General features: G+C 60.1%; 16 protein-coding genes and 1 pseudogene. 5 read left to right on the forward strand and 12 right to left on the reverse strand.

Going from position 1 to position 23,737, the window contains the following annotated elements; genetic code table 11:
* Window positions 1–95: 95 nt before the first annotated feature.
* The 9 genes and pseudogenes from gltB to pilM form a co-directional block, all read right to left on the reverse strand.
* Window positions 96–4,544, reverse strand: coding sequence for a glutamate synthase large subunit (gene gltB, locus B195_RS21110; RefSeq protein WP_003438814.1), 4,449 nt, complete (start codon window positions 4,542–4,544; stop codon window positions 96–98).
* Window positions 4,545–4,874: 330 nt separating this feature from the next.
* Window positions 4,875–6,452 (reverse strand): AAA family ATPase, encoded by a 1,578-nt coding sequence (locus tag B195_RS21120; protein ID WP_003438812.1) that lies wholly within the window; start codon window positions 6,450–6,452, stop codon window positions 4,875–4,877.
* Between the two features lie 10 nt (window positions 6,453–6,462).
* Window positions 6,463–7,563, reverse strand: coding sequence for a 3-dehydroquinate synthase (aroB, locus tag B195_RS21125; RefSeq protein ID WP_003438810.1), 1,101 nt, complete (start codon window positions 7,561–7,563; stop codon window positions 6,463–6,465).
* Between the two features lie 341 nt (window positions 7,564–7,904).
* Entirely contained in the window at window positions 7,905–8,423 is a 519-nt protein-coding gene (gene aroK, locus B195_RS21130) for a shikimate kinase AroK (RefSeq protein ID WP_003438807.1), read from the reverse strand.
* Between the two features lie 4 nt (window positions 8,424–8,427).
* Window positions 8,428–9,666, reverse strand: a pseudogene (locus B195_RS21135) (type IV pilus secretin PilQ); the annotation flags it as partial.
* A 135-nt stretch (window positions 9,667–9,801) separates the two neighbouring features.
* On the reverse strand, window positions 9,802–10,332 hold the full coding sequence (locus B195_RS21140) for a pilus assembly protein PilP (protein WP_003438802.1): 531 nt from the start codon (window positions 10,330–10,332) through the stop codon (window positions 9,802–9,804).
* Window positions 10,329–10,949 (reverse strand): type 4a pilus biogenesis protein PilO, encoded by a 621-nt coding sequence (locus B195_RS21145; RefSeq protein WP_003438800.1) that lies wholly within the window; start codon window positions 10,947–10,949, stop codon window positions 10,329–10,331. The genes B195_RS21140 and B195_RS21145 overlap by 4 nt, the downstream gene beginning before the upstream one ends.
* A complete protein-coding gene (locus tag B195_RS21150; protein ID WP_003438796.1) occupies window positions 10,949–11,512 on the reverse strand; it encodes a PilN domain-containing protein in 564 nt (187 codons plus the stop codon). Before B195_RS21150 ends, B195_RS21145 begins: the two co-directional genes overlap by 1 nt.
* Entirely contained in the window at window positions 11,512–12,483 is a 972-nt protein-coding gene (gene pilM / locus B195_RS21155; RefSeq protein WP_003438794.1) for a type IV pilus biogenesis protein PilM, read from the reverse strand. The genes B195_RS21150 and pilM overlap by 1 nt, the downstream gene beginning before the upstream one ends.
* A 207-nt stretch (window positions 12,484–12,690) precedes the next feature.
* Between pilM and B195_RS21160 the strand changes: the two genes are divergently transcribed.
* Entirely contained in the window at window positions 12,691–15,114 is a 2,424-nt protein-coding gene (locus tag B195_RS21160; protein ID WP_369826397.1) for a penicillin-binding protein 1A, read from the forward strand.
* Window positions 15,115–15,392: 278 nt separating this feature from the next.
* Here B195_RS21160 and B195_RS21165 read toward each other — a convergent pair whose 3' ends face one another.
* From B195_RS21165 to rpmE, 3 genes are all read right to left on the reverse strand, one after another.
* Window positions 15,393–16,661, reverse strand: coding sequence for a malic enzyme-like NAD(P)-binding protein (locus B195_RS21165; RefSeq protein WP_003438767.1), 1,269 nt, complete (start codon window positions 16,659–16,661; stop codon window positions 15,393–15,395).
* A gap of 181 nt (window positions 16,662–16,842) precedes the next feature.
* Window positions 16,843–17,670 carry a thermonuclease family protein gene (locus tag B195_RS21170; protein ID WP_003438764.1) on the reverse strand — a complete coding sequence of 276 codons (828 nt, stop codon included), beginning with the start codon at window positions 17,668–17,670 and terminating at the stop codon, window positions 16,843–16,845.
* A gap of 5 nt (window positions 17,671–17,675) precedes the next feature.
* Complete coding sequence (gene rpmE / locus B195_RS21175; protein WP_003438761.1) at window positions 17,676–17,924, reverse strand: 50S ribosomal protein L31; 249 nt, start codon at window positions 17,922–17,924, stop codon at window positions 17,676–17,678.
* A 219-nt stretch (window positions 17,925–18,143) separates the two neighbouring features.
* Between rpmE and B195_RS21180 the strand changes: the two genes are divergently transcribed.
* The 4 genes from B195_RS21180 (at window position 18,144) to hslV (ending at window position 23,683) form a co-directional block, all read left to right on the forward strand.
* Window positions 18,144–20,363, forward strand: a complete 2,220-nt coding sequence (locus tag B195_RS21180) for a primosomal protein N' (RefSeq protein ID WP_003438759.1) — start codon at window positions 18,144–18,146, stop codon at window positions 20,361–20,363.
* A gap of 134 nt (window positions 20,364–20,497) precedes the next feature.
* Window positions 20,498–22,234: an arginine--tRNA ligase gene (gene argS / locus B195_RS21185; RefSeq protein WP_003438757.1), complete on the forward strand. Its 1,737-nt coding sequence runs from the start codon at window positions 20,498–20,500 to the stop codon at window positions 22,232–22,234.
* Window position 22,235: 1 nt separating this feature from the next.
* Window positions 22,236–22,928 (forward strand): SPOR domain-containing protein, encoded by a 693-nt coding sequence (locus B195_RS21190; protein WP_003438755.1) that lies wholly within the window; start codon window positions 22,236–22,238, stop codon window positions 22,926–22,928.
* Between the two features lie 224 nt (window positions 22,929–23,152).
* Window positions 23,153–23,683 (forward strand): ATP-dependent protease subunit HslV, encoded by a 531-nt coding sequence (gene hslV / locus B195_RS21195; protein WP_003438754.1) that lies wholly within the window; start codon window positions 23,153–23,155, stop codon window positions 23,681–23,683.
* The last annotated feature ends 54 nt before the right edge of the window (window positions 23,684–23,737 follow it).

The following is a 23,737-nucleotide window of genomic DNA, read 5'->3' on the forward strand; positions in this document are numbered from 1 at the left end:
AAGCTTCAAGCTTACAGCTGCAAGAACACGTTTACCGGAACACCCCTGACTGCTTCGAGCTTGCGGCCTGAAGCTTGCCGCCTGCCGCTGCGTCGTCACTGCGGACTACCCAAAGTACTGGCCAGCAGAGATTTCAAGCTCGCCGCCTTGGGTTTGACGAGCCAGAAACGACGCAGGTAATCATCGAGGTTTTCCGAGAGGTTGCGGCCCCACTCGCTATTGGTTTCCTGAACGTATTCGTCCAGCACGTGTTGCAGATGGTTGCGGTAGGCCTCCATCGCTTCGCCACTGATACGCTGGATTTCCACCAGTTCGTGGTTAACCCGGTCGACAAAGCTGTTGTCCTGATCCAGCACGTAGGCGAAACCGCCGGTCATGCCCGAGCCGAAGTTGTAACCGGTTTTGCCCAGTACGCAGACGAAACCACCAGTCATGTATTCGCAGCAGTGATCGCCCGTGCCTTCAACCACGGTGTGGGCACCGGAGTTACGCACGGCGAAACGCTCGCCCGCCGTGCCCGCCGCAAACAGCTTGCCGCCGGTGGCGCCGTACAGGCAGGTGTTGCCGATAATCGCGCTGTCCTGGGTTTTGTAGACGCTGCCCGCAGGCGGCACTATCACCAGCTTGCCGCCGGTCATGCCCTTGCCCACGTAGTCGTTGGCATCGCCTTCGAGGTACAGGTTCAGGCCGCCGGCGTTCCACACACCAAAGCTCTGGCCTGCAGTGCCTTTGAAGCGGAACGTGATCGGCGCCTTGGCCATGCCCTGGTTGCCGTGGGCACGGGCGATTTCACCCGAGATCCGGGCACCGATCGAGCGGTCACAGTTACAGATGTCCAGGGCGAACTCCGCGCCGCTCAGGTCGTTGATGGCCGAAGTGGCCATGTCGACCATCTTCTCGGCCAGCAGGCCTTTGTCGAATGGCGGGTTGCGCTCTACCTGACAGAACTGCGGCTTGTCGGCCGGAATATGGTCGCTGCCCAGCAGTGGCGTCAGGTCGAGGTGGTGCTGCTTGGCGGTTTCGCCCTGCAGGATTTCCAGCAGGTCAGTACGCCCGATCAGCTCTTCGAGGGTGCGCACACCGAGTCTGGCCAGCCACTCGCGGGTTTCTTCAGCCACGTAGGTGAAGAAGTTGACCACCATGTCGACCGTGCCGATGTAGTGGTTTTTACGCAGCGATTCGTTCTGGGTCGCCACGCCGGTGGCGCAGTTGTTGAGGTGGCAAATACGCAGGTATTTGCAGCCCAGGGCGATCATTGGCGCGGTGCCGAAGCCGAAGCTTTCAGCGCCGAGGATCGCGGCCTTGATCACGTCGAGGCCGGTTTTCAGGCCGCCGTCGGTTTGTACCCGCACCTTGCCGCGCAGGTCGTTGCCGCGCAGGGTCTGGTGGGTTTCAGCCAGGCCCAGCTCCCAAGGCGCGCCCGCGTATTTGATCGAAGTCAGGGGCGATGCACCGGTGCCGCCGTCATAACCGGAGATCGTAATCAGGTCGGCATAGGCCTTGGCCACGCCTGCGGCGATGGTGCCGACGCCCGCTTCCGCCACCAGCTTGACCGAAACCAGCGCTTTGGGATTGACCTGTTTGAGGTCAAAAATCAGCTGCGACAAGTCTTCGATGGAGTAGATGTCGTGGTGCGGCGGTGGCGAGATCAGGGTCACGCCGGGTACTGCGTAACGCAGTTTGGCGATCAGACCGTTGACCTTGCCGCCCGGCAGTTGCCCGCCCTCGCCCGGCTTGGCGCCCTGGGCCACCTTGATCTGCAGCACTTCGGCGTTGACCAGGTATTCCGGGGTCACACCGAAACGGCCGGTGGCCACCTGTTTGATTTTCGAGCTTTTGATGGTGCCGTAACGCGCCGGGTCTTCGCCGCCTTCACCGGAGTTGGAGCGTGCGCCCAAACGGTTCATGGCTTCGGCCAGGGCTTCGTGGGCCTCCGGCGACAGTGCGCCAAGGGAGATGCCCGCCGAGTCGAAACGCTTGAGGATCGACTCCAGGGGTTCGATCTGGTCAATGGACAGCGGCGTGTCGAGGGTTTTGACCTTGAACAGATCGCGGATCATCGACACCGGGCGTTTGTCGACCAGTGCCGTGTATTCCTTGAACTTGCTGTAGTCGCCCTGCTGTACAGCCGCCTGCAGGGTGGCAACCACGTCCGGGTTGTAGGCGTGGTATTCGCCACCGTGCACGTACTTGAGCAAACCGCCTTGCTGAATCGGCTTGCGCGCGCTCCAGGCTTCGGCAGCCAGCAATTTTTGCTCGGCTTCAAGGTCAACGAAACGTGCGCCCTTGATCCGGCTGGGTACGCCGCGGAAGCTCAGGTCGCAGATTTCTTCAGACAAGCCAATGGCCTCGAACAGCTGCGCTCCGCGGTACGAGGCAATGGTCGAGATGCCCATCTTCGAGAGGATCTTGAGCAGGCCCTTGGTGATGCCCTTACGGTAGTTTTTGAAGACTTCGTAAAGGTCGCCCAGCACTTCGCCGGTGCGGATCAGATCACCCAGCACTTCGTAGGCCAGGAACGGGTAGACCGCCGAAGCGCCGAAGCCGATCAGCACCGCGAAGTGATGCGGGTCGCGGGCAGTAGCGGTTTCTACCAGGATGTTGCTGTCGCAGCGCAGACCTTTTTCGGTCAGGCGGTGGTGCACGGCGCCCACAGCCAGCGAGGCGTGAACCGGCAGCTTGCCCGGCGCGATATGGCGGTCGGTCAGGACAATTTGCGTACGGCCGGCACGGGCGGCTTCTTCAGCCTGATCGGCAATGTTGCGCACCGCCGCTTCCAGGCCAACCGACTGGTCGTAGTTGAGGTCGATGATCTGACGCTCAAAGCCCGGCAGGTCGAGGTTCAGCAGCGAGCGCCATTTGGCAGGCGAGATAACCGGTGAACTGAGGATCACGCGCGAAGCGTGCTCTGGCGATTCCTGGAAGATGTTGCGCTCGGCACCGAGGCAGATTTCCAGCGACATGACGATGGCTTCACGCAGCGGATCGATCGGCGGGTTGGTGACCTGCGCGAACTGCTGACGGAAGTAGTCGTATGGCGTGCGCACTCGCTGGGACAGCACCGCCATTGGCGTGTCGTCCCCCATCGAGCCCACGGCTTCGTAGCCCTGTTCGCCCAATGGACGCAGCACCTGATCGCGCTCTTCGAACGTGACCTGGTACATCTTCATGTATTGCTTGAGCTGGTCAACGTCGTAAAACGCCGAACCATGGTCATTGTCGTCGATGGTGGCCTGAATGCGCAGGGCATTCTTGCGCAGCCACTGCTTGTACGGGTGGCGCGACTTCAAGCGGTTGTCGATGGAGTCGGTGTCCAGCACCTGGCCAGTTTCGGTGTCAACGGCGAGGATCTGCCCAGGGCCTACACGGCCTTTGGCAATCACGTCCTGTGGCTGGTAGTTCCACACGCCGATTTCCGAGGCGATGGTGATATAGCCGTTGGTGGTGGTGACCCAGCGCGCCGGGCGCAGGCCGTTGCGGTCGAGCAGGCAGACAGCGTAACGGCCATCGGTCATTACCACGCCCGCCGGGCCGTCCCACGGTTCCATGTGCATCGAGTTGTACTCATAGAACGCCCGCAGGTCGGGGTCCATGGTTTCAACGTTCTGCCACGCCGGTGGAATCAGCATGCGCACGCCACGGAACAGGTCGATGCCACCGGTGACCATCAGCTCCAGCATGTTGTCCATGCTGGAGGAGTCAGAACCCACGCGGTTGACCAGCGGGCCGAGCTCGTCGAGGTCGCCGATCAGGTCGTTGGCGAACTTGGTGCGACGGGCCAGGGCCCAGTTGCGGTTGCCAGTGATGGTGTTGATCTCGCCGTTGTGGGCGAGAAAGCGGAATGGCTGGGCCAGTGGCCATTTCGGCAAGGTGTTGGTCGAAAAGCGCTGGTGGAACACGCAGATCGCGGTTTGCAGGCGCTCATCGCTCAGGTCCGGATAGAAGGCGGTGAGATCCGCCGGCATCATCAGGCCTTTATAAATGATGGTCTTGTGGGAAAAGCTGCAGATGTAATGGTCGGTATCAGCGGCGTTGGCCACCGACGATCGACGACGGGCGCTGAACAGCTTGATCGCCATGTCCTGATCGCTCAGGCCGGCACCGGCAATGAACACTTGCTCGATCTGCGGCAGACGATCCAGGGCCAGACGGCCCAGCACGCTGGTATCGATCGGCACTTTGCGCCAGCCCACCAGTTGCAGGCCCGCCGCGAGGATTTCGCGGTTCATGTTGTTACGGGCCGCTTCAGCCTTGATCGGGTCCTGGTTGAAAAACACCATGCCGACCGCGTACTGCTTGGGCAAATCACTGCCGAACTGTTCTTTGGCCACGGCACGCAAGAACAGATCAGGTTTTTGAATCAGCAGGCCACAACCGTCACCGGTCTTGCCGTCTGCGTTGATCCCACCGCGGTGGGTCATGCAGGTCAGGGCCTCAATGGCGGTTTGCAGAAGGGTATGACTGGGCTCGCCCTGCATATGGGCAATCAGGCCGAAACCACAGTTATCCTTGAATTCATCGGGGTGGTACAGACCTGCTTTCATAGACACTTTCTCACCAGGCTGCCCCATAAAGGGGCAAATTTCTTTTAATTCAACCACTTGGTCCCCGCGCTGAACGTACGCCAGCTTGGCAGGGCAAAAGGGTGGTCATTCTACACACCGACGTAAGAGCTCACAAATTAAGCGGCGAATTGCCGTAAATTCATGTCGCATTTATGAAGGTTTAAAGCGATTACCTGTGCTAGTCAAAACATTTTTGATGTTGACCGCCACACGGCGCAGACACCACAAGGCATACGGCCTATTTAGCCGCATGCTCAAGCTGGAATTTTGATGTACGAGAACGGCGGCCTGGGTAAGGCCGCCGGAGCATCAGCGAGCTGCTGCCAGTTCTTGTTGGACGCTGGCGACAGTGCGAGGCCAAGGTTTACCAGCCTGAATCTTCGCTGGCAAGTTCTTGATTGCCGCAGTTGCTGCGGCATGGTTCGGGAAATTGCCGTAGGTGACGACAAACAGGGGCTTGCCGTTGAGCGATTTCTTGAAGTAGCGGGCTTGGCCACCTACTTCTTTGACGACGTTTTGTGCAGAGGCTTCGGAGCTGGTGCCAACAATCTGCACCACGTAGTTAGTTGCTGGCTGGCTGGAATACCAGCTACCGCCCGGTGCCGCCTTGGCCAGTGTGACCGGCTTCTCGGCCGGTTTCACCACAGGCTTTGGAGCCGGGGCCGGAGCAGGTTTGGCAACCGGAGCAGGTGCAGGTTTGGCTGCTGCCACGGCCGGTGCCGGTGCCGGCGCAGGACGTGGTGCTGCCACTGGTGCCGGGCCCGATGCCACGCCTGGAGGCGGCGCAGTGGTGGTTACGGTTGGCGGCTGGGCCACGCCACCGTCGACTGCAGGTACGCCGCCGTCATCGCCTTCAGCAATGCCGCCAGCGGCTTCAGCCAGAGGCCCGCGCATGACCGGCTGCGATTGACCCACCAGCGGCAATGGCATTGGCTGCGAAGAACCGGCGAAATCTATCGACGGATTGGCGCCGCCATTCGGCGTGGCCTGGCCCAATTGTGTCTGCTCAGCAGCGGGTGCGGTTGGTGCTTTGCTGCGACCCGGAATCAGAATGGCAGCGGCTACTGCCACCACCACTACGGCACCAATGGCCAATACGTGTTTCTTAGGCATGTTGAACCCCATACTTGGACGTTTGACCGCAGAACGGCTAGCAATCATGGCTTCGATCATTGCATCGCGGGCGACCTGATTGATGATGCCAGGCCAGCCTTCGGAGCTCTCGTGTATATCTGAGATCTGTTGTGCGCTAAAGAGTTCGATTCCACGCCCGGCACCTTCAAGGCGTTGCGCCAGGTACTCGCGGGTTTCTTCCTCGGTATAGGGCTGCAGCTCGATCACATGGAAGCGCTCTTCATCAGCGCTCAACTGTTCAAGCCCGTCAATCATTGACGGCTCGCCAAACAGGAAGACATGCGGCCGGCCTTCCGGCGCACCCGCCGCCAGGGCCAGCAGGGCCTCAAGAGCAGACTCGTCGAGCTGCCCGGCGTCGTCGACCAGCAGGTAGACTTCCTGCCCGGTCAGCGCCAGCTGTACCACTTGCGCCAGAATCGCGCCCACATCGGCCCGGGCAGCGTTCAGGGTCTGCGCCACCTGGCGCAAGATGCCAGCAGCGTCACCGGCACCCCGTGCCGACACCACCACGCTCTGTACTGACTGCTTGTTGGTGCTGGCGACCAGTGCCTGACGCAGCAAGGTCTTGCCGCTGCCCTCAGGCCCGGTCACCACCAACAGCAACTGGCTGTAGCGGGCAAGGTGGTGCAATTGCCCCAGCACCGGCTTGCGCTGGGCAGGGAAAAACTTGAACCCCGGCACCCGTGGTGCAAAGGGGTCATGGTTCAGCTGGAAGTGACCGAGGAACGCCTCGTCGGCATGCAAACTAGTCATCAGGATCTTATTAACCTTTAAGCTGAGCCAGTGCGCGGTAATCCGCACCCAGCGTGGCTTGTAGAACCTCTTGTGGATAATCGTCAGTCACTGTGGCTTCGCCAAGACGGCGCAACAGCACCAGTCGCATACGACCGTCGATCACTTTTTTATCAACTGCCATGTGTTGCATGAAGTCGGCTTCGCTCATGTCGGCAGGCGGCACAACCGGCAAACCTGCACGCTGGAACAAACGGATACCGCGATCACGCTCGGCCTGGTCGATCCAGCCTAGACGGAAAGACATTTCCAGCGCCATCACCGTACCTGTCGCAACCGCCTCGCCATGCAGCCACACGCCATAGCCCATATGGGTTTCGATGGCGTGGCCAAAGGTGTGTCCAAGGTTGAGGGTGGCACGCACACCCGACTCGCGTTCATCGGCGCCGACCACTTCGGCCTTGGCCGAGCACGAACGCTGAATGGCGGCAGTCAGGGCAACCTGATCGAGGCCACGCAGGGCGTCCATGTTGTCTTCCAGCCAGGTCAGGAAAGGCTCGTCGCAAATCAGCCCGTACTTGATGACTTCCGCCAGCCCTGCGGACAATTCGCGGGGCGCAAGGGTATTGAGGGTTTGCGTATCGATCAGCACCAGATTGGGCTGATAGAAGGCACCGACCATGTTCTTGCCCAGCGGATGGTTGATCCCGGTTTTGCCGCCCACGGACGAATCAACCTGCGAGAGCAAGGTGGTTGGCACCTGGATAAAGTCGACACCGCGCTGATAGCAAGCGGCGGCAAACCCGGCCATGTCACCAATCACGCCACCACCAAGGGCAATCACCGTGGTGCGCCGGTCATGGCGGGCTGTGAGCAGGCCATCGAAAATCAGCTGCAGGGTTTCCCAGTTTTTGAACGATTCGCCATCGGGCAGGATGATCGGCAGCACCGAATACCCCGCCAGGCTGCGGGTCAGGCGCTCAAGATAGAGGGGAGCCACGGTGGTGTTGGTCACAATCGCCACCTGGCGACCGGCGATGTGCGGAGCCAGCAGCAGGGGCTGATCCAACAAACCTTCGCCAATGTGAATCGGGTAGCTACGCTCGCCTAGATCAACCTTCAGTGTTTGCATGAATCCCCGCATTGAAAAAGGACAGCCGGCGCCCTGTCTCACAATTATCAAGTGTGGGTCGCGCCGGGAAGTGACACAACCCTATAGCCTTTGGCCATACCGCTGAAGCAAAACAAGCTTTGTCGGAGCGGGCCTGGCGGCGGCTGCATGAACCTGGTCAAACCTTGTGACCGCGGCACCTGCATCGCTGGCAAGCCAGTTCCCTCAATACCTTTGACTGCCTGACAGCACGCCATGGCCGGCGCCGAGGATAGCGCATTTCGCAACGCACTTTAATGGCCCGGACATGGATACACCGTCAAGGGTGCGATGGTTTTTTGTAACCGCTGTCGAAGCAGCGACTACCGTGGGGCAAGTTGAGCCAGACGTTCGAGAATATTCAGAACCACCATCCGCGGCGGTCGCTCATCGGTTTCGACCACCAGATCGGCGATTTCCCGATAGAGCGGGTCGCGAACAGCCAGCAGGTCCCGCAGAATTTTCTCCGGGTTGGCATTGCGCAGCAGGGGTCGGTTGCGGTCACGCGCGGTACGTGCAACCTGCTGCTCGATGGAGGCATGCAAGTACACCACCCGCCCGCCATTACGCAGCGCAAGCCGGTTTTCCGGGCGCATGACCGCGCCACCACCGGTTGCCAGTACCACGCCATCGGCTTCGCAAAGCTCGGCAATCATCGCCGCTTCACGATCACGAAAGCCCGGTTCGCCTTCTTTATCGAAGATCCACGGGATATTGGCACCGGTGCGCAATTCAATTTCCTTGTCGGAATCTTTGAACGGCAGGTGCAGCTCTTTGGCCAGCAAACGTCCGATGGTGCTTTTTCCAGCCCCCATTGGCCCAACAAGAATCAAATTTCGCACAGAATCAATGACTCACAGCAATCGCCTGGTTGTTCATGATACGCGGAGTCAGGAACACCAGCAGTTCGGATTTTTTTTCCTGGACAACGTCTCTCCGGAAAAGTCGGCCAACATACGGCAGATCGCCAAAAAATGGCACTTTATCTATTACTTTGCTTTGAGTATTTGAGAACACGCCCCCAATCACAATGGTTTCTCCGTCTTTAACCAGCACCTTGGCCTTGACCTCGTTCTTTTTGATCGGCGGCACATCGTTGACCATATTGATGTAGTCAGGCTCGTCCTTGGTCACCACGACTTCCATCAGGACGCTGTTGTCCGGGGTGATTTGCGGCGTCACCTGGAGAGACAAGGAGGCCTCCTTGAATGACACCGAGGTTGCCCCGCTGCCGCTGGTCTGCTGATAGGGAATTTCGGAGCCCTTGAGGATTTTGGCGGTTTCCTTGTCTGAGGTAACGACCTTGGGTTGAGAGATGATTTCACCGTTACCGGTCTTTTCCATGGCGCTGAGTTCCAGATCAAGCAACAGGTTGTTGCTGATGAAGGCGACACCCAACCCCGAGGTATTGCCCCTGACACCGAGATCGACGAAGGGTGAATTCAAGTCTGCAGCCCCGCCTGCTGCATCAATACCTCCTGCACTCAGCCTGCCACCCTGATTGACCGCCCCGCCCCAGCGCACCCCAAGATTCTTTTCAAAGTCCACCCCGGCCTCAACAATACGGGCCTCGATCATGACCTGGCGCACCGGCACATCCAGCTGAGCCACGATGCGCCGCAACTCTTGCAGTTGCTCGCCGGTCTGCAAGGCAATGATGTGATTGGTGCGCTCATCAACCGTGAGCGAGCCTCGCCCCTGGGCGCCGGGCTGAGCAGCGGTCACTGACTGGAACAGGCTGGCAATGTCTGCCGCCCGGGCATGCTTGATCTGCACCAGCTCCCGACGCAACGGTGCATGTTCGGCCAGTTGATTGCGCAGATCCTGCTCATACTGCTGGCGGGCAGCCATTTCTTCGGCAGGCGCTACCAACAGCACATTGCCTTCAAGGCGTTTGTCGAGATCCTTGCTTTTAAGCACCAGGTCCAGTGCCTGGTCCCAGGGCACGTCCTGCAAATTGAGGGTCACACTGCCTTGCACGGCATCACTGACCACCAGATTGAACCCGGTAAAATCTGCCAGCAACTGCAGCACCGTGCGCACTTCGACGCCCTGGAATTTAAGGGATATGGTTTCGCCCACATAGACCGCCTCGGGCGCTTTTGAGCCTGGGGACTCAAGAGGGCCGGCTGGCACGACCGCCAGTAACTGCTGCGAATTCAGCGCGCTGCATAGCGCCAGTACACACACCGGGAAAGTCCTTTTCATGGCGTAGTTCCGTCAAGACTGCTGTTTTAAAGGGATCGTCAGGGACCGCTCCAGCCAACCGCCCCGACCATCGGAAATAACCTCAAACACCTCAACCCGGGCGTTATTGATCGAGGCAATCTGACCGTTGTTGCGACCCAGGTAATCGCCGATTTTCAACCGATGGACAACACCCTTGGCTCGCAACAAGGCATTGATTTGCAGAGCACTGGAAAGCGTGCCGACCATTTCGAATTGTTCAAGGTCAATGCCTTCCAGAAACTGCCGGGGCCGGTTGCCGTCAAGTTCATCATCGCGCAGAAGACTTGTTTGCCAACTACCGGCGCCAGCTTCTCCTGCAGCCTGAAAAGGGCTGCGCAGAGCCTGGGCCGTGTAGACAAACGGCGGCCGGTCACCAGCCTGCGCAACCGTTACAACCGCATCCCCCCCATGCGTCCGGACTTCCTGAAGCCAGGCCTGCAACTGCACAGGGCTTTGCCCGTTGTCGCATCCCGCCAGGGCCACCGCCCACCCCATGACCCATAACCGGGCCAGAACACTCACGGGGCAGATTCCTGATCGTGGGTGCGGTAAGTACTGGCCAGCAGGGTCATGCGCAATTGGCCGTTACCCGCATCACTGAGCGGGGCAAGGGTAAAATCCTGCACCGTCACAATGCGCGGCAAGCCAGCAAGGCCGCTGACGAAAAGACCAAAGTCGTGATAAGCCCCGACCAGCGACAACTGCAATGGCAGCTCGCTATAAAAAGGTTGAAGAACTTCGGGCAACCACTGGATGCGTTCGATCATCAGGCCGCTGGTCAGGCCCAGTAGTGAGATCTGGTCAAGCAGCGCGGGGACTTCTGCCTTGCGGGGCAGTTGCGCCATCAAGTGCCTGAAAGAGCTTTCCAGCACCTGCACTTGCTGCAGGTGAGCATCAAGCCCCGAAACATGCGCGGCCATGGACTCAAAACCGGCCTTGAGCACAGTCTCTGTCGCACGTTCCTGCTCGAGCCTGGTGAGCGCAGAATGAATCTGCAGCAGATACCCCGCCAGCAACACAAAACCCACCAACGCCAGCGCCACCAGCGATTTTCGCCGCAGTGACCAGTCACCCGACTGAGCCGGGTTCAACTCGTGCAGCTCAAGGACGCGCAGGCTCTGCAGCCAGTGCGCAGCCATCAGAGCACCCCACCGGCGGGCGCATGCCGGCTGCGTACGGTCATCTGAAATAACCGCTCATTGCCCCCGGTGTGCACCGGCCCCGCTTTCACATCGATCAGTACGGGGGTTTCCAGCCAGTGCGACGCATCCAGGTTGCGCATCAACTCGGCGACCAGTTTATTGGACAGGGCAACCCCCGTGATGACGATGGTGCGCTCGGTCATTTTTACGTCGGTGAAATACACCCCCACCGGCAAGCTACGGGCCAGTTGCTCGAGGATAATCCCGCTGTCCGAGCGGTTGCCCTGAAGCGTCTCGATCGTTTGCATGCGCTCAAGCAATTGCTCGCGGCGCACCTTCAACTGATCGATTTGCCGGGCTCGCCCATCCAGCTGCACCGTGGCGCTGCGGATCAAGTCATTGCGCGCCAGCTGCCGCTCCACGGCGCGGTCGATGAAGCGATCGATCACCAGCAGGCCACCTGCTGCTGCCACAGCCAGGGCGAGCAGTACAATCAAAAAAACCCGGCTGCGCTTTTCACGCAGCAATGCGCGCCAGGGCAGCAAGTTGATTCTCGCCATTAATCAAACCCCCTCAAGGCCAGACCACAGGCAGTCAACAACAGCGGAGCATCGCAGAACAAGGCTTCAGGCGCGAGTGCAGGATTGAGATCCATGAGCGCAAACGGGTTGGCCACCCGCGTCGGGATACCCGTTTGCGCCTCAACCCGCTGATCCAGCCCCGGGCGCGACGCCCCAGCACCCGCCAACAGGATCGCGACCACCCCAGGGCCACTGCCGGACTCGGCAAACTGCGCAAACCCGCGCTGCAGATGCTCAGCCCCAGTGGTGCTCAAGGCTTCATTGCAAAAATCAGCGGAGCCAAACGGCAGCTCTGCGCAGTGGATCACAAGGCCTTGCCGGACGATGCTTAACCCCGTCGTTGCCGCGGCGAAGTCCAGCACGGCCACTGTGCCCGTCACGTCCAAGGGCTGAGGCGGACCAGGGGCCCAGACCGCTCCACGGGCCAGGGCATGGGCCTGAACATCAACCACTCGCGCCTTCAGTCCGGCACCGCTCAACAGTGCCTGGTACCAGGCCAGGGTCTCTTGCCGGCAGGCCACCAGCAATACGCTGACCTGACCCGGGCTGCTGGATACATGCTCTTGAACCTCGAAGTCCAGTGCCGCATCTTCAAGGGCATAGGGCAGATTTTGCTCGGCCTCCAACCAGACATGAAGCTCCAGATCTTCCCGGCTCAGCCCCGCTTGCACCTCAAAGGTTTTACCTATGACCAGCGCATCAGGCACCGCCACGACAGCATCACGGGCCTCTACCCCCGCCCTGCCCAATGCCCCGAGCAGCGCTTGTGCGACACTTTTCGGATCCGCGCCGGTCTGATCATCTGCACCCGGGATCGCCAGCGGTTGAACGGCATATGCCTGCAACCTGAACCTGCCGTGCGCACGGCTCAGTTCGACGATTTTTATCCCGTGCGAACCGATGTCGATTCCCACATATCGCTGGCCGGACTTGTTGAATAATCCGCTCACTGATGTTTTCCCTAATGCAATCCGTGACTTACGGAGGGGTAAAAAATGAGATCCGCTCAAAACCCGTTCTGACATGTGGCCCATGACGCCCATGAGCGAAAAATGCTTATAATGCCGGGCGTTTTTTTCCGTATCGTCGACCCGGCGCACTTGCGCATTACCCTGACGTGCAAACCCATTTCTCAATCTGGAAATCCAAAAGCCTTGATTCGTCTGCTGAAGTTTTTCGGGTGGTCTTTCGTTGCTGTGTTCTGCGGGCTCCTGCTCGTGCTGAGCGGCGCGTTTCTCTATCTTAGTCCTGGCTTGCCGTCCGTAGAGTCGTTGAGAAGCATCCAGTTGCAGATTCCTTTGCGGGTCTTCACCAGCGACGGCAAATTAATCGCAGAGTTCGGCGAAATGCGCCGCTCCCCGATCAAGTTCGCCGACATTCCACCCAATTTCATCAATGCCTTGTTGTCTGCAGAAGATGACAACTTCGCCAATCATTACGGGGTTGATCCCAGCAGCCTGATGCGTGCCGCCACCCAGCTGGTAAAAAGCGGACACATTCAATCGGGTGGCAGCACCATCACGATGCAGGTGGCGAAGAACTATTTCCTCTCCAGCGAGCGCAGCTTTTCGCGCAAAACCAATGAAATCCTGTTGGCTCTGGAGATCGAGCGCGAACTGACCAAGGACGAAATCCTTGAGCTGTACGTGAACAAAATCTACCTGGGCAACCGCGCTTACGGCATCGAGGCCGCGGCGCAGGTGTACTACGGCAAGTCGATCCGCGACCTGAGCCTGGCGCAGATGGCCATGATTGCCGGTCTGCCCAAAGCCCCTTCGCGCTTTAACCCGCTGGCCAACCCGGTGCGCAGTAAAGAGCGACGCGACTGGATTCTGGGCCGCATGTACAAGCTCGGGAAAATCGACCAGGCCAGCTACGAAGCCGCAATTGCCGAGCCGGTCAACGCCAGCTACCACGTACCCACTCCGGAAGTCAGCGCACCGTATATCGCCGAGATGGCCCGCGCCGAAATGGTCGGGCGCTATGGCAGCGCTGCCTACACCGAGGGCTACCGCGTCACCACCACCGTGCCGAGCAATCTTCAGGAACTGGCCAACACCGCCGTACATGAAGGCCTGATCGCCTATGACCAGCGCCACGGCTATCGCGGTCCGGAATCCCGCTTGCCGGGCAAAACCCCGGCGGCCTGGGCTCAAGAGCTGGCCAAGCAACGCCCGTTCAGCGGTCTGGAGCCGGCCATCGTGACCCAGGTCGACAAAAACGGCCTGCAAGTGCTGACCCGCACCGGAGAAGGCCACGTGGCCTGGGACAGCATGAAATGGGCGCGCAAGTTCCTCAATACCAACAGCATGGGCCCCATGCCCAAGCAGCCTTCCGATGTGGCGCAAGTCGGCGACCTGATTCGCGTACAGCCACAAGCCGATGGCAGCCTCAAGTTCAGCCAGGTGCCAAACGTACAAGGCGCTCTGGTTTCCCTTGATCCGGACAACGGCGCCATTCGTGCCCTGGTCGGTGGTTTTGCGTTCGAGCAGAGCAACTACAACCGCGCGATGCAGGCCAAGCGCCAACCGGGTTCAAGCTTCAAACCTTTCATCTATAGCGCCGCGCTGGATAACGGCTACACCGCCGCCACCCTGGTCAACGACGCGCCGATCGTGTTTGTCGACGAGTACCTGGACAAAGTCTGGCGCCCGAAGAACGACACCAATACCTTCCTCGGCCCGATCCGTGTGCGTGAGGCGCTGTACAAGTCGCGCAACCTGGTCTCGATCCGCTTGCTGCAAAGCCTGGGCATCGACCGCACCATCGACTACATCAGCAAGTTCGGCTTCAACAAACAGGACCTGCCGCGCAACCTGTCGCTGGCCCTGGGCACGGCAACCCTGACCCCGATGGAGATTGCCACCGGCTGGAGCACCTTCGCCAACGGCGGTTACAAGATCACGCCGTACCTGATCGACAAGATCGAAAGCCGCAACAGCGAAACCCTGTTCGTGGCCAACCCGCCAAGCGTGCCGAAAGACGCCAGCAAAGATGTGCCGAAAGAAGCCGCAGCGCTGACCATCGACACCATCAACGCCGCACCGGGCTTGCCGACGACTGAAACCCAGGCGGTCGCCGAGCGCATCGTTGACGGGCGTACCACTTACATCCTCACCAGCATGCTGCAGGACGTGATCAAGCTCGGCACCGGGCGCCGCGCCCTGGCGCTGGGCCGTACCGATCTGTCGGGCAAAACCGGTACTACCAACGAATCCAAGGATGCGTGGTTCTCCGGGTACAACGCCGATTACGTGACGACCGTGTGGACCGGTTTCGACCAGCCGGAAAGCCTCGGACGTCGCGAGTACGGTGGCACCGTCGCCCTGCCGATCTGGATCACCTATATGGGCGGCGCACTCAAAGGCAAGCCTGCTCACAGCCAGGCCGAACCCGAAGGCATCCTCAGCCTGCGCATAGACCCGGCAAGCGGCCGTATCGCTTCCCCCGGCACCCCTGGCGCCTACTTTGAGCTGTTCAAGAGCGAAGACACACCACCTACCAACAGCGAACTGGGCAATGGCGTAGCGCCAGGCAGTCCGCTGCCGGCAGATGATGGCGCGCCGATCGATCTCTTCTAACGAGATCGCCAGCCGCAAGCGCCCCGTAACAGGCGCTTGCGGCCAGCCCAGAGTGGCATTGATCCAGGCCAGCGTTCAAAAAGTCATAAACCTGCATGGCTGCTTGCCTGAAGCCAGGTCAAACGGGCAATTGCCCAACGTCGCCAGCTGATAGTGGTCCAGTGCGCAAGATTGCGGGCTGCCTGAGCGCATCGGACACAACGCCCCCAAGCACCCCGAAAACCAAAAAGCCCCGATGCTTCGCAGCATCGGGGCTTCAGGTTTGACGCTAAACGGAATTAGCCGTTAAACACGTCATCCACGCTTTTGAGCGGGTAGTTTTTCGGGTATGGCAGGGTAGCAACACCGGTCTCGATCGCAGCTTTGGCCACGGCATCGGAGATCAGGGTGATCAGGCGGGCATCCATTGGTTTCGGGATGATGTACTCACGACCGAACTCCAGCTTGATACCGCCGTAGGCGTCGCACACTTCCTGTGGCACTGGCAGTTTGGCCAGTTCACGCAAGGCGTTGGCCGCTGCGATTTTCATCTCTTCGTTGATACGCTTGGCACGGACGTCCAGAGCACCACGGAAGATGAAAGGGAAACCCAGTACGTTGTTGACCTGGTTCGGGTAGTCCGAACGACCTGTGGCCATGATCACGTCGTTACGAGTGGCGTGGGCCAGCTCCGGAGAAATTTCCGGATCCGGGTTGGAGCACGCGAACACGATCGGGTTAGGCGCCATGCGCAGCAGGTTTTCAGCGCTCAGCAGGTTCGGACCCGACAGGCCAACGAACACGTCTGCGCCTTCCATGGCGTCAGCCAGGGTGCGCTTCTCGGTAGCGTGGGCAAATACCGCCTTGTACTGGTTCAGGTCGTCACGGCCGGAGTGAATCACCCCGGTACGGTCGATCATGTAGATGTTCTCGATGGCCGCGCCCATGCTCACCAGCAATTTCATGCAGGAGATGGCTGCAGCGCCGGCGCCCAGGCAAACGATTTTGGCATCGGCCAGGGTTTTACCGGCGATTTCCAGGGCGTTGATCATGCCGGCCGCGGTCACGATGGCGGTACCGTGCTGGTCATCGTGGAATACCGGAATATCGCACTGCTCGATCAGGGCACGTTCGATCTCAAAGCACTCAGGTGCCTTGATGTCTTCGAGGTTGATGCCGCCGAAGGTGATGGAAATGCGTTTAACGGTGTCGATGAAGGCTTGCGGGCTTTCGGAGTCAACTTCGATGTCAAAAACATCGATACCGGCAAAGCGCTTGAACAACACGCCTTTGCCTTCCATAACAGGTTTGGAGGCCAATGGGCCGAGGTTACCCAGGCCCAGAATCGCGGTACCGTCAGAAATTACGGCTACCAGGTTGCCCTTGCCGGTGTACTTGTAGGCAAGTTCAGGGTCGCGGGCGATTTCGCGCACTGGTTCGGCTACACCCGGGCTGTAAGCCAGCGCTAGATCGCGGGCAGTAGCGGTAGGTTTGGTGAGCTCGACACTCAGTTTCCCTGGACGGGGCTGGGCATGGTATTCGAGAGCGGCGGTTTTCAAATCAGACATGTGGGCAATCCGCTTTTATGCTGTTGGACAGACGGATCGCCGAGCATACGCGTGTCGCAAAGTCCCGACAAGACTGACCAGTCAGCAGTGTCAAGGGCTTTACCTTAAGACTTTGGGCCAAGAGCCGCGCCCTGCAAGGGCTAGAGTGTTCACAATCACCATTAAAAATTGTCTACAACTTTTAATGCGCAATGACTTTAAACATCCCCGGATCAGTCAAAGGCAGCATCCAGCGCGCCTGCCCGCCTTGCAAACCGCCACGCCTGGCGCGGTCCAGAACCCAGCCACGGGCCTCAATCTGCGCGCCCTGCAGCCTGAGGAGGGCCTTGTGATCAAAGCCGCCCAGCTGATTGGGTGCAATATGCAATACCAGACCGCCCTGCAGATCGATCCAGAGTCCACCGCGATTGCGCTGCACCTTACTGACCGTTGCGCTGACCAGAACGAAACCCGAGCGGGTGATTTGCTGCGGCGTCAGCACCGGCGACTGCCGCCATAGCCCCAGCCCGGATGCCCGGGCGCTTTGCTCGGCCGCTTGCTGGCAATCGAGTAACCGGGTATTCGGGGCGATTGCCACCTGATAGGCCAGGCCATCGGCCAGCAACCGGGCTTCAAGATTACTGCCATCGGCGCCAAACACATGGGCAAGGGTGCGCCCGTAACGGTCCTGAGCCTGCTTGCCCGCGAGCAATCCGACCCGGCCATCGCTTTGCGCCACCAAGTCTTGCAGGCGCTTGCGCGCAGCGTCGGCAAAAGGCTCGGCGGACTGGCCTTGCTTCCCCGTCTCCGGGGCATTGAGGCCGATCATGCGCACGCTGCGGCCATCCTTGAGGCGCAGGGTGTCGCCATCGACCACCCGCTGCACCTGTACGTATGACAAGGCTGCCGGTGCAGGGCACAGAGGCGCAGCAGAAACGTCAGCCAGCCAAATCCCGGACACAAAAAAGGCGCCCGCAAGGGACGCCTTTTTCAATAACCCGGCCAGACCAGAAAGCCTGCCCAAGGTCATCAGCCTTACTCGGCTGCTTTGTCTGCTTCTGCTGCTGGAGCTGCTTTAGCGCCGAAAGCACCAAAACGAGTCTTGAAGCGATCAACACGACCGCCAATGTCCAGAGTTTTCTGCTTACCGGTGTAGAACGGGTGGCACTCGTTGCATACGTCAGTGCCCAGTGGCTTGCACAGGTTCGAACGGGTTTCGAACTTGTTGCCGCAGCTGCAAGTTACCAGGATTGTTTCGTACGCTGGATGGATATCGGCTTTCATGGGGTATTCCTCAGGCTAGCGTGCCGCCACTCAACACCATTGTTGAATACCGCACGTAAATTTAGGGCGCCGATAATACCAGACCTTTGCATTGACGCAAGTGACCAATCATGCTCTCCCCAAATTCTTTCACCATTCATTGACCTGCCTTTTAGTCCCGGACCGCGTTGTCTGCTAGGCTCCGGGCCATCTTTGCCGTTCATCACTTGAGAGCCCCGCGTGCCCGACGCCATTTTGCGCCTTGCCCTGCCTTCCCCCTTGCGCCGCCTGTTTGATTACCGGGCGCCTGCGGGCGTGCTGCGCAGTCAATTACAGCCCGGGATGCGCCTGCGGGTACCGTTCGGGCGGCGGGAAATGATCGGGATTCTGGTGGAAGTGGTCGACCACAGCGAAGTGCCGGCCGACAAGCTGAAACCGGCAATCGCACTGCTCGATGCCACACCGCCGCTGCCGGCCTCCCTGTTCAAGCTCTGTTTATGGACCTCGCAGTATTACCAGCACAGCCTGGGCGACACCCTGAGCTGGGCGCTGCCGGTGTTGTTGCGTCAGGGCGAGCTGGCCGAAACCCGCCAGGAGCGGTTCTGGCAGATCGCCCCCGGGGCCAGGCTTGACGACCCGCGTGTCGCCCGGGCCCCGCGCCAGCGCGAGGCGCTGGCCACCCTCGCCCAGCACCCCCACGGCGTGGCCCATCAACTGCTCAGTAAATTGATGTTGAGCAAAGACAGTCTCGACCTGCTGCTGGCCAAAGAACTGGTCACCGTGGAAATCCGCCGTCACGCGCCGAGTGAGCGCCACGAACACTGGCTGGCCCAGCCCGAACTGCCACTCAACAGCGAACAACGGGCCGCCTACGAGGCGATCCGGGCAGGATTCGACCACTTTCATGCCTTTTTGCTGGCTGGGGTGACGGGCAGCGGCAAGACCGAAGTGTATTTGCAACTGATCCGCGAGACGCTCCAGGCAGGTAAACAGGCGCTGGTGCTGATCCCCGAGATCAACCTGGGCCCGCAAACCCTGGCCCGTTTCGAGCAGCGCTTCAACGCGCGCATCGCTCTGGTGCACTCGGCGGTCAACGATCGGGAACGCCTCGAAAGCTGGCTGGCAGCCCGGGATGGCGAAGCCGACATTATTATTGGCACCCGCTCGGCATTGTTCACCCCGATGAAAAACCCCGGGCTGATCATCATCGACGAAGAGCACGACGGCTCTTATAAACAGCAGGAAGGTTTGCGCTATCACGCCCGGGATTTGGCACTGGTACGCGCCCGCCAGGAAAACATCCCGATTGTGCTGGGCTCTGCCACCCCGTCCCTCGAAAGCCTGCACAACGCCTATACCGGTCGCTACGGCCTGCTGCGCCTGAATGAACGCGCCGGCGGGGCCAAACAGCCACGCTTCCTGCGCCTGGATGTGAAAAGCCGTCCACTGGACAGCGGCATTTCCGGGCCGATGCAACAGGCCATCGGCCAGACCCTCGCCGCGGGCCAGCAAGTGCTGGTGTTTCTCAACCGCCGGGGCTTCGCGCCGACCCTGTTGTGCCATGACTGCGGCTGGATGTCGGAATGCCAGCGCTGTGATGCGCGCATGACCGTTCATCAGCGATCCGGCGAACTGCGCTGCCATCACTGCGGCTACGTCGAACCTGTACCGCGCAATTGCCCGCAATGCGGCAAAGTCGATTTACGGCCCGTGGGCGCCGGCACCGAGCGCGCCGAAGAGCGGCTGGGGATTCTGTTTCCGGACTACCCGGTGCTCAGGGTCGATCGCGACAGCACCTCGCGCAAAGACGCGATGAACCAGCTGTTTGCCACGATTCAAAAGGGCCAGCCGTGTATTTTGATCGGCACCCAGATGCTTGCCAAAGGCCATCACTTTCCCCGGGTGACGCTGGTCTCGATCCTCGACGCCGATGGCGGTTTGTTCTCCGGTGACTTCCGCGCCAGTGAGCGCATGGCCCAGCTTATCGTTCAGGTCGCGGGTCGGGCCGGGCGCGCCGAAGAGCCGGGCAAGGTGATCATCCAGACTCACCTGGCCGACCATCCGCTGCTGATCCAACTGACCGAGCAGGGTTACTTCGCCTTCGCCGAACAGGCCCTGAGCGAGCGCCGGGCCGCCGGGCTGCCGCCCTTCGCCCACCTGGCCCTGTTGCGTGCCGAGGCCCACAAGCCGGGACAGGCCGAAGGTTTCCTGGATGAGGCGTGCAGCGAGGCCGAACGTTTACTGGCCGAGCTGAACCTGGGCGGCATCGAACTGCTCGGCCCGGTGCCGGCACCCATGGAGCGCCGCGCCGGGCGCTATCGTGCTCAGCTATTATTGCAAGCCAATGCCCGCGGCCCCTTGCATCGACTGCTCAGCCAATGGCTGCTGGTGCTGGAGCAAATGCCCAGCGGCCGTCAGGTGCGCTGGTCGCTGGATGTAGACCCGGTGGATTTGTATTGAGCCACCGGCAATTTGCATAAACCCTGAACTACCCGGCCGCCAAGGTTGGCAAGGCTGCTTTCGCAACGGATAATACCCAGTTTTTCCACCTGCGCACTGAGGCGCTACCGCGCTTGCGGTCGACAGAGAAGACCATGAAAGACACCATTCGCCAGCTGATTCAAAAAGCCCTAGCTCAACTCGTCACAGAAGGTGTGTTGCCTGAAGGCCTGACGCCAGCGATTCAGGTGGAAAACGCCCGTGACAAGACCCACGGCGACTTCGCCAGCAACATCGCCATGATGCTGGCCAAACCTGCCGGCATGAAGCCCCGGGATCTGGCTGAAAAAATCATCGCGGCCCTGCCTGCCGATGAGCAAATCAGCAAGACCGAGATCGCCGGCCCCGGCTTCCTGAACTTCTTTCAGAACACCCAGGCCCTGGCTTCGCGCCTGGACGCAGCCCTGGCTGACCCAAAAATCGGCGTGCACAAGGCCACCAGGCCAATGCGCACCGTCGTGGACATGTCCGCCCCCAACCTGGCCAAAGAGATGCATGTGGGCCACTTGCGCTCAACCATCATCGGCGACGGCGTGGCACGGGTCCTGGAATTCCTCGGCGACGAGGTGATTCGCCAGAACCACGTGGGCGACTGGGGCACCCAGTTCGGCATGTTGATGGCGTACCTGGAAGAAAACCCGATCACCAGCGACGAGCTGTCCGATCTCGAGAACTTCTACCGCGCCGCTAAAAAACGCTTCGACGAGTCTCCTGAATTTGCCGACCGCGCCCGCGGCCTGGTGGTCAAGCTGCAAGCCGGCGACCCGGATTGCCTGGCGCTGTGGACCAAGTTCAAAGATATCTCGCTGTCCCACTGCCAGAAAATTTACGAGCAGTTGAACGTCAAACTGACCATGGCTGACGTTATGGGCGAAAGCGCCTACAACGACGACCTGATCAACGTGGTCAACGACCTCAAGGCCAAGGGCATGCTGGTGGAGAGCAACGGCGCCCAGTGCGTGTTCCTCGACGAGTTCAAGAACGCTGAAGGCGAACCGCTGCCGGTGATCATCGTCAAAGCCGATGGCGGCTATCTGTATGCCACCACTGACTTGGCAGCCATTCGCTATCGCAGCGGCGTGTTGAAAGCCGATCGGGCCTTGTACTTCGTCGATCAGCGCCAGGCATTGCACTTCCAGCAAGTGTTTGCAGTTGCCCGCAAGGCCGGCTTTGTGACCCATCCGATGGAAATGGAGCACATGGGCTTCGGCACCATGAACGGGGCCGACGGTCGTCCGTTCAAGACCCGCGATGGCGGTACGGTGAAGCTGGTCGACCTGCTGACCGAAGCCAAGGAACGCGCCTACACCCTGGTCAAAGAGAAAAACCCGGAACTGGCGGAAGACGAGCTGCGCGCAATCGCCAAGGTCGTCGGCATTGGCGCGGTGAAATACGCGGATCTGTCCAAACACCGCACCAGCGACTACAGCTTCAACTTCGACCTGATGCTGAACTTTGAAGGCAATACCGCACCTTATCTGCTGTATGCCTACACCCGGGTCGCGGGCGTGTTCCGCAAACTGGGCAAGAACTTCGACGAAGTTGAAGGTCAAATCGTCCTGGAGGCACCGCAAGAACAAGACCTGGCCGCCAAATTGGCGCAGTTCGGTGAAGTGCTGAACAACGTTGCCGAAAAAGGCACCCCGCACACCCTGTGTACCTATCTGTACGAAGTGGCCGGGTCGTTCTCCAGCTTCTACGAAAACTGCCCGATCCTGACGGCCGAAGACGAAGCGCAAAAACACAGCCGTCTGCGCCTGGCAGCTCTGGCGGGTCGTACCCTCAAGCAAGGCCTGGAACTGCTGGGCCTGGAAACTCTGGAGCGCATGTAAGTTGGCCGCCAAGAAAAAACCTGCACCCAAGCGAGGCGCCAGCCGCTATCAGGCGCCTGCAAAGAAGCCGATCCCGGGCTGGCTATGGATGGCCATCGGCCTCACCGTGGGTGCGTTTATCGTGTTTCTGATGAAACTCGAGCCCGGCAAGGGCGACGATGTAAAACGGGTCAAGCAGGAGCAGCAGAAAGCGGCGCAAGTCGCCGAGGCCAACAAAACTGCGCCTAGCCCGACCCAGCCGGTCAAGCCCAAGTACGACTTCTACACCTTGCTGCCGGGGTCGGAAGTGATAGTGCCGCCGGAGGCCGTACCGGAGAAAACTCCGCCTACGCCGCAAACGGCGCCACTGGCACCGGTGACGCCTGCCGAAGCTGCAAAAATCGATACTGCCCGCGCCCAGGCGGCCTTGAGCGGCATTACCCCGCCTCCTGCGCCACCCGTCGCCAAAGCTGCACCTGTTACCAGATTTTTCCTGCAAGCCGGTTCGTTCCGCAAACAGGCCGATGCTGAACGGGTGCGCGCGCAAATCATTTTGCTGGGCCAGACCGCCACGGTTGAAGCCGGCACGGTGAAAGATGAAACCTGGTATCGGGTACTGGTCGGCCCGTTCAGCAACCGCGAACAGCTGACCGTCGCCCAGAAACAACTGGCCGGTAGCGGCTTCAACAACCTGTTGTTGCAACAACGCCGCTGACCAAAGGCGGCTCCCACAGAAACTGCAAACAATCTGTGGGAGCCGGCTTGCCGGCGATGGCAGCACCCCATCATCCAATTCGCTGGCAAGCCGGCGCCCGCCCAATTCCCCCTCGTATCCGCGTTCCATTCATCTGCATTCCCTCTGCGCTGTTGAAAAACCGTCTACAACCCCCATATGTATTTCCATCAGGCATTTTCGCCCCGCTGCGTGGAGACTCTCCCTTGACCACCATCGTTTCAGTACGCCGTCACGGCAAAGTCGTTATGGCTGGCGACGGCCAGGTTTCTCTTGGCAATACCGTGATGAAAGGCAACGCGAAAAAAGTCCGCCGTCTCTATCACGGCCAGGTCATTGCCGGTTTTGCCGGTGCTACCGCTGATGCATTTACCCTGTTTGAACGCTTCGAAGGCCAGCTGGAAAAACACCAGGGCCATCTGGTTCGTGCAGCTGTCGAGTTGGCCAAAGAATGGCGTACCGACCGCTCGCTGAGCCGCCTTGAGGCAATGCTGGCTGTCGCCAACAAAGACGCGTCCCTGATCATCACCGGTAACGGTGACGTGGTTGAGCCGGAAGACGGCTTGATCGCCATGGGCTCCGGTGGTGCATTCGCCCAGGCTGCAGCCCGCGCCTTGCTGATGAAAACCGATCTGTCGGCCCGCGAAATCGCCGAAACCGCCCTCGGTATCGCCGGCGACATCTGCGTATTCACCAACCACAACATCACTATTGAGGAGCAGGACCTCGCTGAATAAGCCAACTGCCGGGCCGGCTCACCGGCCCGTTTGCTTGATTCTGCTAGAGGAACG

The sequence above is a fragment of the Pseudomonas sp. Lz4W genome, assembly GCF_000346225.2.
GTDB classification, from domain to species: Bacteria; Pseudomonadota; Gammaproteobacteria; order Pseudomonadales; family Pseudomonadaceae; genus Aquipseudomonas; species Aquipseudomonas paraversuta.